We start from the raw sequence: 13,894 nt of genomic DNA on the forward strand, positions 1-13,894 counted from the left end.
AGGCGAACCTTCTGATGGAAATCCTAAGAAGCTAAAATAATAGTAAGTTTTCAGCTTGAGTAAACATCTGGTTGAAGTGGGCTGGCTTTTTTTCTTTCTTCCTCATTGATGAATTTTATGTAGTCGCTATAGCTCATATGAACCAAGTCTTCATCTATTTCTGCTTCTACATCATGTTTAACGACAGGGATTGGCTGGTTTCTTCCGAGTAAGTTAGATATTTTATAAAAATATGAATCGAAAAGGTCTTTCATTTTGCTGTCCTTGTTTAAATTTAATTTACCTTTAAACAACTATCAGCAAAAGATATGCCACTTAATTTTTGTAGAGTTGGAGTTTGATTAAGTATATGAATATATTAAATTTACTTGCTAATTGGTAGTGAGTACCAAGTTGGCTTTTTAAATTAATCATGATTGTAAATTAATGTTATTGGCGATTTGTGAACAGTACTGTGGATATTATTTACAGTAACAATAGTAGGTGTATTCGTAGTAAATAGGCAAAAAAAACCGAAGCTATAATTGGGGAAATATAGCCTCGGTATTAAGGACACTTACTATGGGAGATAGTGTGTGAGAGGTAATGTACCTAATGAATATTTCAAGTAAGTTAAAGATTTAAGAAGGTTTTAAGATTGGTTAATGCAATGTGGTCATCCGTGAAGCATGATTGATGACTATATTGATCTTTATCATGTCTTTTAGCCTTGAAGGCAGAGATATAAAAGCCACTTTCACAAGTGGCTTTTTTAAATTAATTGTTTATGCTCAGTTTTTAAATTTCAATGTGTAGCACATTATTGTTTGGTGCTATATGCACTTCTAGTTTCACCAGGCTTACGTGGGAATTTTCTGCGCTCGACTCTGACTGTGGAGCTTTTAAATTCATCAAAACTAATTTCTGCTACTTGGTAGCAGCCGTCGTTAATAGGTGCATTATCAAATATGCTTAATTGCGGCTCATTTTTACTGATTTTGCTGGCTTGGCTGATATGAGCAGCATTGTGGAAACTTGAGTTCTGAAAGCTTGAATTTTGAAAAGTTGATTTAGTATTTTTAGAAAATATAAAATTAAAAATAGATTTCATCTTATGACCTTTCACTGTCTTGTAAATAATGACTGTCTTGAATAACGCGGGCAGTATATATATTTACAAAAGCAAAAAATATGCCGATTAGGTTAACTATTGTTAATTTACTTGTATTTTGTAACTATCCATTTGAATTTAAATGTTTTTATATTTTTTTTAGATTGAGCTTAGGCGAAGCTAATAGCAAGTTTTGTTGAGAAATTGTGAATGATGCCGCTTAATTTTCGACAAGATTGTCGTGATTTAAACGATGTGATTATTGAGCTTTTGTACTTGGCTAGATTACCTAAGTTTAGGGTTTGAAATTGAGTTGTGCGAGCCTGATTTCAGTAACTCAATAGACTTAAGTTCGCTTTCCCATTTCATTGTGTTCATATTCAACTGGTTTATTTGACTGTGGACGTATACTTTGGATGATGCATTGGCTGGCTTGATTTTGTAGGTTTTTGTGTCAGCGCCTTGCGCATTGGTGGAAATTGACTTGGTGATTTGCGAATTATCCGCGATTTTTTCTAGAGGGTGAGTGATTGTATATGTAGTGGTTTCATCGCTATTCATAATTACCATATTGCCGGACTGAATAAAGCTTTTTGCTGGATAGGCATAGCTTGACTCTAGAAAAAGAGCGCTAATCAATAGACATTGAATTTGATAAGCTAGAGAAATTAATATTTTTCTTGAAAATTTAATTTTACAACTCCCTTAAGAATCACGTTTAAGTCCAGCATTACTATGTGAAATAAAGTTAAAAACTTCATATTAATTATACATATACTTGCAATTTTCTAAACGCTCAAATAGGTGAGGCAAGCTTTATATGCAGTATTGATGTGATCAATAGTGGGTTGATTAGGCGTTTGTATAGGATAATTGACGGGTTATCTTGGTGTTGTTGCTTGATTTCTATTTGAAAAATTTAACTAAAATAATAATCTTCATTTAGGTGAGTAGGTAAAAAATGAGTCCAATAAAAATTCTTTTGCTTGGCAAAAACGGCCAAGTTGGTTGGGAGTTGCAGCGCAGCCTAGCGCCTTTGGGTGAAGTGATTGCTTTGGATGCAAGAAGCTTGGACTATTGCGGCGACTTTACAAATCTTGATGGGCTTGCCCAAACGATTCGAGCGATTGCGCCAGATGTTATTGTGAATGCTGCCGCACATACTGCTGTTGATAAAGCTGAAAGTGAGCCTGAACTGGCGCGAACTATTAATGCGCTTGCCCCAGCAGTTTTAGCGAGTGAGGCTAAGCGCATAGGTGCATGGCTTGTTCATTATTCTACGGATTATGTGTTCGATGGCAGTGGTGAAACGCCAAGGCTAGAAACGGATGCGACTTCGCCATTAAGCGTTTATGGTGAAACCAAGTTGGAAGGCGAAAATGCCATTATTGCATCAGGCTGTCAGCATTTAATATTTCGTACGAGCTGGGTATATGCTGCACGTGGCGGAAACTTTGCCAAAACTATGCTCAAACTCGCGCAAGAGCGTGATGCATTAAAAGTGATTAACGATCAAATCGGTGCGCCAACAGGGGCTGATTTACTTGCAGATGTCACTGCACACGGCATTTGCAAAGCTTTAGTAAGCCCAGAAGTGAGCGGCTTATACCACCTTGTAGCGAGTGGTGAAACTTCTTGGCATGGTTACGCAAGTTTTGTGATTGAGCATGCGCGTCAAGCGGGCGTTGAGATTAAAGTTGCAACTGACGCAATTCAGGCTGTGCCAACGTCATCTTTCCCTACACCTGCCAAAAGGCCGTTAAACTCACGTTTAAATACTAAAAAATTGCAAAATAGTTTTGACTTAGTTTTGCCAAGTTGGCAAAGTGGCGTCATTCGTTTGCTGGCTGAAATTCTAGATAAATAGACATCATTAATAGTCAGCACAAAATAAAAGAAAAAGTTGAGGTGGTATATGGCAACACGTAAAGGCATTATCCTCGCAGGTGGTTCTGGCACTAGGCTTTATCCTGTCACCAAGGTTGTTTCAAAACAACTGTTGCCGATTCATGATAAGCCGATGATTTATTATCCGCTCAGCACTTTAATGCTAGCGGGAATACGCGATATTCTAATTATATCGACCCCACAAGATACGCCGCGCTTTCAAGAGTTATTAGGTGACGGTAGCGATTGGGGTTTGAATTTAGAATATGCGGTACAACCAAGTCCAGATGGGTTGGCGCAGGCGTTCATCATTGGTAAAGACTTCGTTGGTAATAATCCAAGTGCATTAGTGCTTGGCGATAATATTTTTTATGGGCATGACTTACATATGCAACTTGAGCAAGCAACAGCGCGTGAACATGGCGCAACGGTGTTTGCTTACCATGTGCAAGATCCTGAGCGTTATGGTGTGGTGGCTTTTGATCGTGATGGTCGTGCAACAAGTTTGGAAGAAAAGCCATTAAAACCGTTAAGCAATTATGCGGTAACTGGCTTGTATTTCTACGACAATCAAGTCGCAGATATTGCAGCGGATCTAAAACCTTCACCAAGGGGTGAGTTGGAAATTACAGATTTGAATCGTGTTTACCTTGAGCGTAATCAATTAAGTGTTGAGATTATGGGCCGTGGCTACGCTTGGCTAGATACAGGCACACATGAAAGCATGATTGATGCGAGCAACTTCATTCAGACTATAGAGCAGCGACAAGGTCTTAAAGTGGCTTGCCCGGAAGAAATCGCCTATCGCAAAGGATTTATTAATGCAGCGCAAGTAGAGAAGCTTGCACAGCCGTTAGCTAAAAATGGCTACGGTCAGTATCTTCTACGCATGTTAAAAGATGGAGTACAGCCTTGATAGTGACGCCAACAGCAATTGCAGATGTGCTGGTGATTGAACCTAATGTTTTCGGTGATGATAGAGGCTTCTTTTTTGAAAGCTTTAATCATGCGAAATTTGAAGCCGCGATAGGTAAGCCAGTTAAGTTCGTGCAAGACAATCACTCTAAATCGGCTGAAAATGTGCTGCGCGGCATGCATTATCAAATTCAGCAACCACAGGGTAAGTTAGTGCGAGTCGCGCAGGGTATTGTATTTGATGTCGCTGTGGATATTCGTAAGAATTCGTCGACTTTTGGTCAGTGGGTGGGTGAGATTCTGTCTGCCGAAAATAAAAAACAGCTATGGGTGCCAGAAGGTTTCGCGCATGGTTTTGTGGTGCTTTCTAAAACTGCAGAGTTTCTGTACAAAACGACTGATTACTACGCACCAGAATTTGAGCGTTGTATCGCTTGGAATGACTCTGAAATCGATATTAAATGGCCAATTAATGGCGCAGCGCTATTGTCTGCGAAAGATCAGTTAGGTAAGTCTTTTGCTGAAGCGGAGTACTTCTAATCAGTTTACCCTGAAGTCTTATAGCAATTCTCCAATAAAACCTTCATTCTCCGCAAATCTGCACGCGCACAGCTAAATCTCCATGCGCCATATCGGCTGGGTGTTGGTTAGCCGTGCCTTTTCTGCGATAATGTTATTTTGATTATTAATGGAAGTTAAGCAAATGGCACAATTTGACAATGTCAGCGTAAAAAAGAAAGCCAACATCTACTTCGATGGTAAATGTGTAAGTCACACAGTGATGCTCCCTAATGGCACACGTAGCACAATTGGCGTTATTTTCCCAAGTTCACTTACATTCAATACGGCAGCACCAGAGTTAATGGAAATCAATTCAGGCTCATGCAAAGTTCGTTTAAGTGGCGAAGAAACATGGAAAACTTATAGTGAAGGTGAGAAATTTACTGTGCCTGGTAATTCAAGTTTTGATATTGAGGTAAGTGAAACTCTAGATTACGTTTGCCACTTCGAGTAAAGGTTAATGTTTGGTGCTACGTTGTTGCTCGCACTCGCCGTACTAATCGTACTGTCTTCGTGCTCCCGCCTAGTAGCACCTTCGCTTGAAAGTGTTTGAGGAGAAAAAATGCCAAGTTTTGATATTTCATCTGAAGTTGATATGGTCGCGTTAAAAAACGCAATTGATACTGCGGGTAAACAAATCACGAATCGTTATGATTTTAAAGGGACTTCAGCCAAGGTTGAGTTGAACGAGAAAGATAGCATTATCATGTTATTTGGTGATAATGACTTTCAGCTAGACCAGATTAAAGACATTTTGCTGCCAGGAATGGAGAAAAAAGAGCCTGATTCAACGAAACGTCTTGAGCATAAAGATGTCCAAAAAGTTGGCGGTAATAAAGTCAAACAAGAGCTTAAAATAAAAGCGGGTATTGATAGTGATTTAGCCAAACGTATCAGCAAGTTGATTAAAGACTCAGGCTTAAAAGTGCAAGCGAGTATTCAGGGCGATGAAGTACGTGTGACAGGTGCAAAGCGCGATTTACTACAAGATGCGATCGCTTTTTGTAAGAAAAATGTGACGGATTTTCCATTGCAGTTTGGTAATTTTAGAGATTAGTTTTTAGGTTAAAACATGGCAAAAACGCTATATGACAAGTTGTTTGACTCCCACGTTGTGCATGAAGAAAACGGCACAGCGCTGATTTACATTGACCGTCATTTGGTGCATGAAGTCACCAGTCCTCAAGCATTTGAAGGCTTACGGCTGGCTGGCCGTAAACCTTGGCGCATTTCGTCTATTGTGGCAACTGCCGATCACAACACACCTACCAATGGCTGGGATAAAGGTTTGGCGGGGATTGCTGACCCTGTGGCGCGCTTACAGATTGAAACTTTAACTAGCAATATTAGTGAGTTTGGTGCAAAAGCTTACTTTCCGTTTATGAATAAAAATCAAGGCATCGTGCATGTGGTTGGTCCTGAGCAGGGCGCGACTTTGCCGGGCATGACCGTGGTTTGTGGAGATTCTCATACAAGTACACACGGCGCTTTTGGCGCATTGGCGCATGGTATTGGTACGTCTGAAGTCGAGCACGTGATGGCAACACAATGTTTGGTGCAGAAAAAGTCTAAAACCATGCAAGTGTTAGTGAATGGTGTATTAGGTAAAGGCGTAACGGCTAAAGATGTTGCTTTGGCCATTATCGGTAAAACGGGTACGGCAGGTGGTAACGGTTATGCGATTGAGTTTGCTGGCTCAGCGATTCGTGGCTTGAGCATGGAAGGTCGAATGACCTTGTGTAATATGGCGATTGAAGCGGGCGCTCGCGCTGGCTTGGTTGCGGTGGATGATAAGACGATTGAGTATGTAAAAGGTCGTCCATTCTCGCCTAAAGCTGACCAGTGGGATGCAGCCGTTGCCTATTGGAAAACATTACATACCGACTCAGGCGCTGAGTTTGATACTGTTGTTGCTTTAAACGCTGAAGATATTCAGCCGCAAGTAACTTGGGGTACTTCACCCGAAATGGTGGTGAGTATCGATGGACGCGTACCGAGTTTGGATTTAGCCAAAAATGAAGTGCAGCGCGCCGATTGGGAGCGCGCATACGCTTACATGGGTTTAACGCCTAATACGCCTATCAATGAAATCAATATTGATAAAGTCTTCATTGGTTCTTGTACTAACTCACGTATTGAGGATTTGCGTGCCGCCGCCGCTGTGGCTAAGGGCAAGCATATCGCGCCTAATGTTAAGTTGGCACTAGTGGTGCCAGGTTCTGGTTTGGTAAAAGCACAAGCGGAACAAGAGGGTTTGGACAAGATTTTTATTGCAGCGGGCTTTGAGTGGCGCGAACCAGGTTGCTCGATGTGTTTGGCAATGAATGCTGACCGATTAGAAGCAGGTGAACGCTGTGCTTCAACCTCGAATCGTAACTTTGAAGGTCGACAAGGTCAGGGTGGCCGTACACATTTAGTGAGTCCGGAAATGGCTGCTGCCGCTGCGGTAGCAGGTCATTTTGTTGATGTAAGACAATCATTAACTTAATTTATAAGGAGTTTTGAATGAGAAAATTGTTAACTTTACTAGCCTTGAGTGTTGCGCTAACTGCTTGTAACACTATCCATGGCATGGGCCAAGATATTGAAAAGGGTGGCGAAGCCATCAAAAAATCTGCGAGCTAGTATCGCAACCTAGTTGTTTAAAGACTTGGTTATATAAAGACTTGTATTTTAAAGAGTGTATTAAAGAAAAATATGGAAGCTTTTACAAAATTGGATGGCTTAGTCGCTCCCTTAGACCGTGCTAATGTGGATACGGACGCGATTATTCCTAAGCAGTTCCTGAAGTCAATTAAGCGCTCAGGTTTTGGTCCGAACGCCTTTGATGAATGGCGCTATCTAGACCACGGCGAGCCTGGCATGGATAATTCAAAACGCAAAATCAACCCTGACTTTGTGCTGAATAAACTGCGCTATCAAGGGGCTAGCGTTTTGCTGACTCGCGAGAACTTTGGCTGCGGCTCATCAAGAGAGCACGCGCCATGGGCGCTTGAAGATTTTGGTTTTAAAGTGATTATCGCCTCAAGCTATGCGGATATTTTCTTTAATAACTGTTTCAAAAATGGCATGCTGCCAATTGTGCTGTCAGCTGAAATTGTAGATAGCTTGTTTAATCAGGTATTTGCAACAGAGGGCTACAAGCTTGATGTTGATTTAAGTGCTCAAACAGTCACTACACCGAGTGGTGAAGTCCACCAGTTTGAAGTTGATGCATTCCGTAAGCATTGCTTATTAAATGGTTTGGATGACATTGGCTTAACTATGCAACATCAGGATAAAATTAAAGCATTTGAAGCAAAGCATGAGCAAGCTCAACCATGGCTGTTTAATTAAATATTTGCTCAACTGTAGGTTATAAATCTATAGGCTATAAATTAAGTTATAAATTAAGAAAGTAATTTCATGAAAATCGCAGTATTGCCAGGTGATGGCATTGGTCCAGAAATCGTAGCTCAAGCAGTTAAAGTGTTAAATGCGCTAAATTTGAATCTCACTATGACAGAGGCGCCAATCGGCGGTGCTGGTTATGAGGCTGCAGGTGATCCGCTGCCAGATGCGACTTTGCAATTAGCTAAAGACTCTGATGCGGTTTTGCTAGGTGCGGTAGGTGACTGGAAATATGACAAATTAGAGCGTCATTTACGTCCAGAGCGTGGTTTGTTGCGTATTCGTAAAGAGCTTAACTTGTTTGCAAACTTACGCCCAGCTTTGCTTTACCCTGAATTGGCAGGTGCATCTACACTTAAACCTGAAGTAGTTTCTGGTTTAGATTTAATGATTATTCGTGAATTGACTGGTGATATTTATTTTGGTCAACCACGTGGCATTAGTACGCTAGAAAATGGCGAGCGCGAAGGTATCAATACCATGCGTTATAACGAATCTGAAATTAAACGCATTGGTCGTGTGGCGTTTGATATTGCAATGAAACGCAACAAAAAGGTTTGCTCAGTAGATAAAGCCAACGTGTTGGAAACAACAGAGTTATGGCGTCAAGTCATGATTGAGTTGTCAGCAGAATATCCAGAAGTTGAGCTAAGCCATATGTATGTGGATAACGCGGCGATGCAATTAATTCGCGCACCTAAGCAATTTGATGTGATGGTGACGGGTAATATTTTTGGCGATATTCTTTCTGATGAAGCTTCAATGCTCACAGGTTCAATCGGCATGTTGCCTTCCGCTTCATTGGATGCAAATAATAAAGGTATGTACGAACCTAGCCATGGCTCTGCGCCTGATATTGCAGGTAAAGATATTGCGAATCCATTAGCGACTATCCTTTCAGCGGCCATGATGTTGCGCTACACATTTAATGATGAAGCTAACGCAGTTAAGGTTGAAAACGCATGTAAAAAAGCTTTGGCACAGGGTTATAGAACCGCTGATATTGCAACTGAAGGTTGTCACTTGTTGGGCTGTAATGCCATGGGCGATGCAGTTGTTGCTGCATTAAATTAATAAGGTTACGAATATGCTTAAAGTTGGATTTGTCGGTTGGCGCGGTATGGTAGGTTCAGTCCTCATGCAGCGCATGATGGAAGAAAATGATTTTGCGTTAATCGAACCGCAATTTTTCACGACTTCACAAGTTGGTGGAAAAGCGCCGAATGTAGGTAAAGATTCTGAGTCATTAAAAGATGCGATGAGTATTGCTGATTTAAAGGCAATGGATGCAATTGTGTCATGCCAAGGTGGCGATTACACCAGCGAGATATTCCCTAAACTTCGTGCAGAAGGTTGGGCTGGGCATTGGATTGATGCGGCTTCCACTTTACGTATGGAAAAAGATGCGGTGATTATTCTTGATCCAGTCAATATGCATGTGATTCAAGATGCTTATACGCACGGCAATAAAAATTGGGTGGGCGGTAATTGCACTGTGTCATTAATGTTGATGGCATTGAATGGCTTGTTTAAAGCCAATTTAGTGCAATGGGCAACGTCAATGACTTATCAAGCGGCTTCTGGCGCGGGTGCACAAAACATGCGTGAATTGCTCAAACAAATGGGCGAAGCGCATTTTGCGGCAAGTTCATTGTTGGCTGATCCAGCTTCGGCAATTTTAGATATTGACCGCACTGTTGCAGGTACTTTGCGTGACGATAAATTTCCAACTTCAAACTTTGGTGTACCGTTAGCTGGTAGCTTGATTCCTTGGATCGATAAAGATCTGGGCAATGGTCAAAGTAAAGAGGAATGGAAAGGCGGCGTTGAAACTAACAAGATTCTCGGCCGAGAAGCTAATCCTATTGTTATCGATGGTCTGTGTGTTCGCATCGGTGCGATGCGTTGTCACAGCCAAGCATTGACAATTAAGCTGACAAAAAACGTACCTTTAGATGAAATTAACCAAATGTTGGCAGAGGCTAATCAGTGGGCAAAAGTGATTCCAAATGAGCGTGAAGCGAGTATGCGGGAGCTTACGCCAGCCGCTGTGACTGGTACTTTGAATACGCCAGTAGGTCGTTTGCGTAAATTAAGTATGGGTGATGACTATTTATCAGCATTTACCGTGGGCGACCAGTTGCTCTGGGGCGCTGCAGAGCCATTGCGCCGTATGTTGCGGATTTTAATAGAGAAATAATTTGAATGACTTGAGTGCTATTGTGAAAATGATAGCACTCAAATGCAACGCATATATAGTCCTTGAATATAATGTGCATTATCAGCTTGCATAGCTAACTATTTGATGTTATTTTAATATTTAGGTATAAAGTTTGATCAAGGGCTCAATGTGCGTAAATCTAAAATAAAGCAAATTTCTCTGGCTGTGTGCTTAGCACTATTGCCGTTATCTAGCTACGCTGCAGGACTGGGTAAGCTGAACGTGAACTCAGGGATAGGTGAACCACTTAAAGCTGAAATCGAGCTTTTATCGGTAACACCAGAAGAGCTTTCTACTCTTGCTGCCTCAATCGCTTCTGAAGATGCATACGCACAACAAGGTATACCACGCCTAGGTATTCACAATAATATCAAAGTGGAAATTGCAAAAAATGCCGATGGATCACCTGTTCTAAAAATACGTTCAAGTCAGCCAGTTAGCGATCCATATCTCGATATGCTAATACAAGTAGACTGGGCTACAGGACGTTTACAGCGTGAATATACCGTTTTGTTAGACCCACCTGGCTATAAACCTGAAAGTACCGCTTCAATTCCAGTCACTTTGCCGTCCACTGGCGGTACAAACAATACGCAATCTACAAATAGAGCTTCAACTTCAAATGTTGGTGATGCTACTCAGCCAGTTACACAAAAAACAAAAAAGCAAAAAAGACCAGCACCGCCTGTCGTACAGCAAGAGCAAGCTTCAGAGCCCGCCGTGGCTAAGAATGAGCAAGAGTTAACCACTAAACGTGGTGACACACTTATTGCGGTTGCAAAAGAAACGCAGGTTGAAGGTGTTAGCTTGGATCAGATGCTGGTTGGTTTGTATGAAAACAATAAAGAGGCATTTGCTAAAGGCAATATGAATCGCCTTAAAGTGGGTCAAATAATTAAAGTACCGTCAAAAGAAGTGCTGACAAGTGTTGATGAGCAGCAAGCTAAGAAAACAATCAAAATCCATTCTGTTAATTGGAATGCTTATCGCAATGCCTTAGCAGGCAATGTAGAGGCGGCTCCAGCAATGGCTGAGGCTGAACAAAAACAATCTACATCAGGAAAAATTGCAACTGCGGAAGATAAAGCTGCACCTGTAGCAGCTGGCCCTAAAGATGTTGTTAAGCTTTCAGCAGGGGATAAAGCCGGTACAAAAAATGCAAAAGATGGTGCTAAATCGGTAGAGGCGAAAATTATTGCCTTACAAGAAGAAACCACTGCACGTGAAAACTCTTTAAAAGAAGCTAACGATAAAACTGCTGCGTTAGAAAAACAAATCGCAGATATGCAAAAACTAATTGCGATGAAAAATCAGTCTATGGCTGATATGCAAAAGAATGCAGAAGCCGCAGCTAAAAAACCTGAAGCTGCGGAGGTGCCAATAGAGGCTGTTAAAACCGAAGTTGCTCCTGTAGCTGATGCAAAGCCAACTGAGGCAACGACTGTTCCAGTAGAAGCGCCAATTGTAAAACCTGAGGTTAAAAAGCCGGTTGTAACTGCACCAGTGAACGTTCCTACGGCTATGGTAGAAGAGCAAGGCTTCCTTGCTGGTCTGATGAATTCAGTTGATTTGGCAGTGCTGGGTGGTGCCGGAGGTGTGGCTTTACTAGGTGCTGGCTGGATGTTCTTGCGCAACAAACGTAGAAAAGACTTAGATAGTTTTGAACGTGGTATTTTAACTTCTGGTGGATTGCGCGCTAACACTGTATTCGGCAATACTACCGGTAATGCCAGTATGTCTGATACTTCATTCTTAACAGACTTTGCGCAAAGTGCTGATGGCAGCATGATAGACACCAATGATGTTGACCCTATTGCTGAAGCTGAAGTGTACATGGCTTATGGTCGAGATGCTCAAGCCGAAGAAATATTGAAAGATGCTATTTCAAAAGAGCCTAAACGCTATGAGTTACACCTCAAGTTATTAGAAATGTATGCCACACGTAAGGACACTTCCGCATTCGAAGCGATTGCGGGCGAGTTGTATACAATATTAGGTGCTGATGACCCAACTTGGGCTAAAGTGGCTGCTATTGGTATTGGCATGGAGCCAAGTAACCCACTTTATAATGTGAGTAAAGTCGTTGCAGTGAGTTCTCAGGCTCCACAAAAACTCGTTGCCGATGATTTTTCTGATGTGGCAGTTACGGAAGACGCAGGCTTGGATTTCTCATTTAATGATGATGCGGCTGCTAATGCGAAAACTAGTGAAGAAGATGCGAACTCAGTCGTAATGCAAAGCTTTGCTGAAGCGCAAAACGTAGATTCAGAGATTTCTTTTGATCTTGGTACATTAGATGATGGACCTGAAGTGAATGCGGCTGAAGAAGCTGTAGGTACGGTGAGTTTTCTTGTGGATGAAGAGCTTCCGAAAGTTTCGGCTAAAGACTCTGCATCAAATTTAATGGATTTTGATTTAGGTGAGTTTGCAAGTGACTCAGCACCGGCGATAGACGAAGTTATTGTCGAAACTCCGGCGCCAGAAATCGTTGCTAATACCTTAGAATTCAATGCACCTGATATTCCTAACTTAAATGGCGGTGTTGATTTAGCTGACAGCACTGATTTTATTAATAGTCCTGAAGTGTCATCAACTGATTTTGATATGGACTTCAACTTGCCCGCAGATGCTGATGCGTTGACTCAGGCAAATTTTGCGACACCAAGTTCGGTTGAAGAGATTTCATTTGACCTAGATTTTGCGGCTGACACAGAAGTTAAGTCGACAGATGAGCAAGTGCAGATGGATGCTTCAGAAATAAGCTTCGATTTTCCTAGCATCGAAGAGCCTGTTATCGTCAAAGAGGAAGTCGCTGCAAAATCTGATGAATTTGAAGCAAATACCTTCGATTTGTCCGATATCGATTTGAGTTTAGCTGATGCTGAATCTGAACTATCGCTTGAAAAGCCTGCACCTAAAAAAGCTGCTGACTCCCTTGGTGGAATGGCTGAGTCGCCAGATGTAAATATTAAGTTAGATCTTGTTGCGGCATATATTGATATGGACGATAAAGAGGGTGCGCGTGAGCTTTTAGAGGAGATTCTAAAAGAGGGTGGCCCTACGCAGCAACTACGTGCGAAAGAGTTGTTAGATAGTTTGGCATAAACTGTATTAAATAAGAAAAGCCGAGCGCATTGCTCGGCTTTTTTATTTAGGCGGACAGCACTTTAATGAAAAATATGCATCCATTCGTTAAAATTTTATTATTTATTTTTACTTTACTACTCATGAGTTATACGAGTAACACCTACTTATTGCCAATGAGTCTGATTCTATTTGTCTATGCGGCATGGTTAGCGCGTAGTGGCTTTTTACGTGTGGTTAAACGTATGAAATGGTTATTTATTTCAATATTTATTATTTACGCTTTTAGTACGCCAGGCGAGTATATGCAGTACATACCAGCCAGCGTGGCGCCTACAGTGGAAGGGTGTTTATTGGGGATTGTGCAAATTGCCAAATTACTAATTGCGCTTGCTACTCTCAGTATCTTGTTTGCTACAAGCTCAAAAGAACAGTTGATGATAGGACTGCATTTGTTACTTTCACCACTTAATCTATTGGGCTTGAATACTAATAAATTTACTGCAAGATTATTGCTCACATTAGATTATGTTGAGGAGTTAGCGGCAAAAGAGAAATTCAAATTTAGATTTGATCAACTGGATAATATGCTTTCCACAACTGAGCTGGATCACAAATATAGAGTCATCGTGTTGGAGAGCATTCCCTTTAAATGGGCTGACATACTAGCGGTTATGGTGTTGCTTGTTAGCACAATTACACTATTTTATTTTAGTGAGTTGAATTTTAAGGTTTTGTTTTGATTA

15 protein-coding genes are annotated in these 13,894 nt (G+C 41.4%); 12 read left to right on the forward strand and 3 right to left on the reverse strand.

All coding sequences use genetic code 11. From position 1 onward, the window contains the following. Nucleotides 1-50: 50 nt before the first annotated feature. The 3 genes from PSU72_RS05605 to PSU72_RS05615 form a co-directional block, all read right to left on the reverse strand. Nucleotides 51-254 carry a hypothetical protein gene (locus PSU72_RS05605; protein ID WP_300431339.1) on the reverse strand — a complete coding sequence of 68 codons (204 nt, stop codon included), beginning with the start codon at nt 252-254 and terminating at the stop codon, nt 51-53. 545 nt (nt 255-799) lie between these two features. Then, complete coding sequence (locus PSU72_RS05610) at nt 800-1,090, reverse strand: hypothetical protein (protein WP_300431340.1); 291 nt, start codon at nt 1,088-1,090, stop codon at nt 800-802. A 285-nt stretch (nt 1,091-1,375) separates the two neighbouring features. Then, a complete protein-coding gene (locus tag PSU72_RS05615) occupies nt 1,376-1,651 on the reverse strand; it encodes a hypothetical protein (RefSeq protein WP_300431341.1) in 276 nt (91 codons plus the stop codon). A gap of 409 nt (nt 1,652-2,060) precedes the next feature. Between PSU72_RS05615 and rfbD the strand changes: the two genes are divergently transcribed. From rfbD to PSU72_RS05675, 12 genes are all read left to right on the forward strand, one after another. Beyond that, nucleotides 2,061-2,957: a dTDP-4-dehydrorhamnose reductase gene (gene rfbD / locus PSU72_RS05620; protein WP_300431609.1), complete on the forward strand. Its 897-nt coding sequence runs from the start codon at nt 2,061-2,063 to the stop codon at nt 2,955-2,957. A gap of 48 nt (nt 2,958-3,005) precedes the next feature. Continuing rightward, nucleotides 3,006-3,893, forward strand: a complete 888-nt coding sequence (gene rfbA / locus PSU72_RS05625) for a glucose-1-phosphate thymidylyltransferase RfbA (protein WP_300431342.1) — start codon at nt 3,006-3,008, stop codon at nt 3,891-3,893. Then, nucleotides 3,890-4,432, forward strand: coding sequence for a dTDP-4-dehydrorhamnose 3,5-epimerase (rfbC, locus tag PSU72_RS05630; RefSeq protein ID WP_300431343.1), 543 nt, complete (start codon nt 3,890-3,892; stop codon nt 4,430-4,432). The genes rfbA and rfbC overlap by 4 nt, the downstream gene beginning before the upstream one ends. Nucleotides 4,433-4,595: 163 nt before the next feature. Continuing rightward, nucleotides 4,596-4,907, forward strand: coding sequence for a pyrimidine/purine nucleoside phosphorylase (locus PSU72_RS05635; RefSeq protein WP_300431344.1), 312 nt, complete (start codon nt 4,596-4,598; stop codon nt 4,905-4,907). Between the two features lie 108 nt (nt 4,908-5,015). Beyond that, complete coding sequence (locus PSU72_RS05640) at nt 5,016-5,510, forward strand: YajQ family cyclic di-GMP-binding protein (RefSeq protein ID WP_300431345.1); 495 nt, start codon at nt 5,016-5,018, stop codon at nt 5,508-5,510. A gap of 15 nt (nt 5,511-5,525) precedes the next feature. Further along, nucleotides 5,526-6,941: a 3-isopropylmalate dehydratase large subunit gene (gene leuC / locus PSU72_RS05645; RefSeq protein ID WP_300431346.1), complete on the forward strand. Its 1,416-nt coding sequence runs from the start codon at nt 5,526-5,528 to the stop codon at nt 6,939-6,941. Nucleotides 6,942-6,958: 17 nt separating this feature from the next. Next, nucleotides 6,959-7,078 (forward strand): entericidin A/B family lipoprotein, encoded by a 120-nt coding sequence (locus PSU72_RS05650; RefSeq protein ID WP_300431347.1) that lies wholly within the window; start codon nt 6,959-6,961, stop codon nt 7,076-7,078. Between the two features lie 72 nt (nt 7,079-7,150). Further along, nucleotides 7,151-7,789 carry a 3-isopropylmalate dehydratase small subunit gene (gene leuD / locus PSU72_RS05655; RefSeq protein WP_300431348.1) on the forward strand — a complete coding sequence of 213 codons (639 nt, stop codon included), beginning with the start codon at nt 7,151-7,153 and terminating at the stop codon, nt 7,787-7,789. A gap of 69 nt (nt 7,790-7,858) precedes the next feature. Next, the gene (gene leuB / locus PSU72_RS05660) at nt 7,859-8,917 is read left to right on the forward strand and encodes a 3-isopropylmalate dehydrogenase (RefSeq protein WP_300431349.1); all 1,059 of its coding nucleotides are present in this window, start codon (nt 7,859-7,861) and stop codon (nt 8,915-8,917) included. Between the two features lie 13 nt (nt 8,918-8,930). Beyond that, nucleotides 8,931-10,043: an aspartate-semialdehyde dehydrogenase gene (gene asd / locus PSU72_RS05665; protein WP_300431350.1), complete on the forward strand. Its 1,113-nt coding sequence runs from the start codon at nt 8,931-8,933 to the stop codon at nt 10,041-10,043. A gap of 150 nt (nt 10,044-10,193) precedes the next feature. Further along, entirely contained in the window at nt 10,194-13,169 is a 2,976-nt protein-coding gene (locus PSU72_RS05670; protein ID WP_300431351.1) for a FimV/HubP family polar landmark protein, read from the forward strand. 65 nt (nt 13,170-13,234) lie between these two features. Then, on the forward strand, nt 13,235-13,891 hold the full coding sequence (locus tag PSU72_RS05675; protein ID WP_300431352.1) for a CbiQ family ECF transporter T component: 657 nt from the start codon (nt 13,235-13,237) through the stop codon (nt 13,889-13,891). The last annotated feature ends 3 nt before the right edge of the window (nt 13,892-13,894 follow it).

The sequence above is a fragment of the Methylotenera sp. genome (genome assembly GCF_029945535.1).
Classification (GTDB): domain Bacteria; phylum Pseudomonadota; class Gammaproteobacteria; order Burkholderiales; family Methylophilaceae; genus Methylotenera.

Coding starts and splice junctions, on each gene's coding strand:
- PSU72_RS05605 (WP_300431339.1), bottom strand. CDS start 254: ATGAAAGACCTTTTCGATTCATATTTTTATAAAATATCTAACTTACTC.
- PSU72_RS05610 (WP_300431340.1), bottom strand. CDS start 1,090: ATGAAATCTATTTTTAATTTTATATTTTCTAAAAATACTAAATCAACT.
- PSU72_RS05615 (WP_300431341.1), bottom strand. CDS start 1,651: ATGAATAGCGATGAAACCACTACATATACAATCACTCACCCTCTAGAA.
- rfbA (WP_300431342.1), top strand. CDS start 3,006: ATGGCAACACGTAAAGGCATTATCCTCGCAGGTGGTTCTGGCACTAGG.
- PSU72_RS05635 (WP_300431344.1), top strand. CDS start 4,596: ATGGCACAATTTGACAATGTCAGCGTAAAAAAGAAAGCCAACATCTAC.
- PSU72_RS05640 (WP_300431345.1), top strand. CDS start 5,016: ATGCCAAGTTTTGATATTTCATCTGAAGTTGATATGGTCGCGTTAAAA.
- leuC (WP_300431346.1), top strand. CDS start 5,526: ATGGCAAAAACGCTATATGACAAGTTGTTTGACTCCCACGTTGTGCAT.
- PSU72_RS05650 (WP_300431347.1), top strand. CDS start 6,959: ATGAGAAAATTGTTAACTTTACTAGCCTTGAGTGTTGCGCTAACTGCT.
- leuD (WP_300431348.1), top strand. CDS start 7,151: ATGGAAGCTTTTACAAAATTGGATGGCTTAGTCGCTCCCTTAGACCGT.
- leuB (WP_300431349.1), top strand. CDS start 7,859: ATGAAAATCGCAGTATTGCCAGGTGATGGCATTGGTCCAGAAATCGTA.
- asd (WP_300431350.1), top strand. CDS start 8,931: ATGCTTAAAGTTGGATTTGTCGGTTGGCGCGGTATGGTAGGTTCAGTC.
- PSU72_RS05675 (WP_300431352.1), top strand. CDS start 13,235: ATGAAAAATATGCATCCATTCGTTAAAATTTTATTATTTATTTTTACT.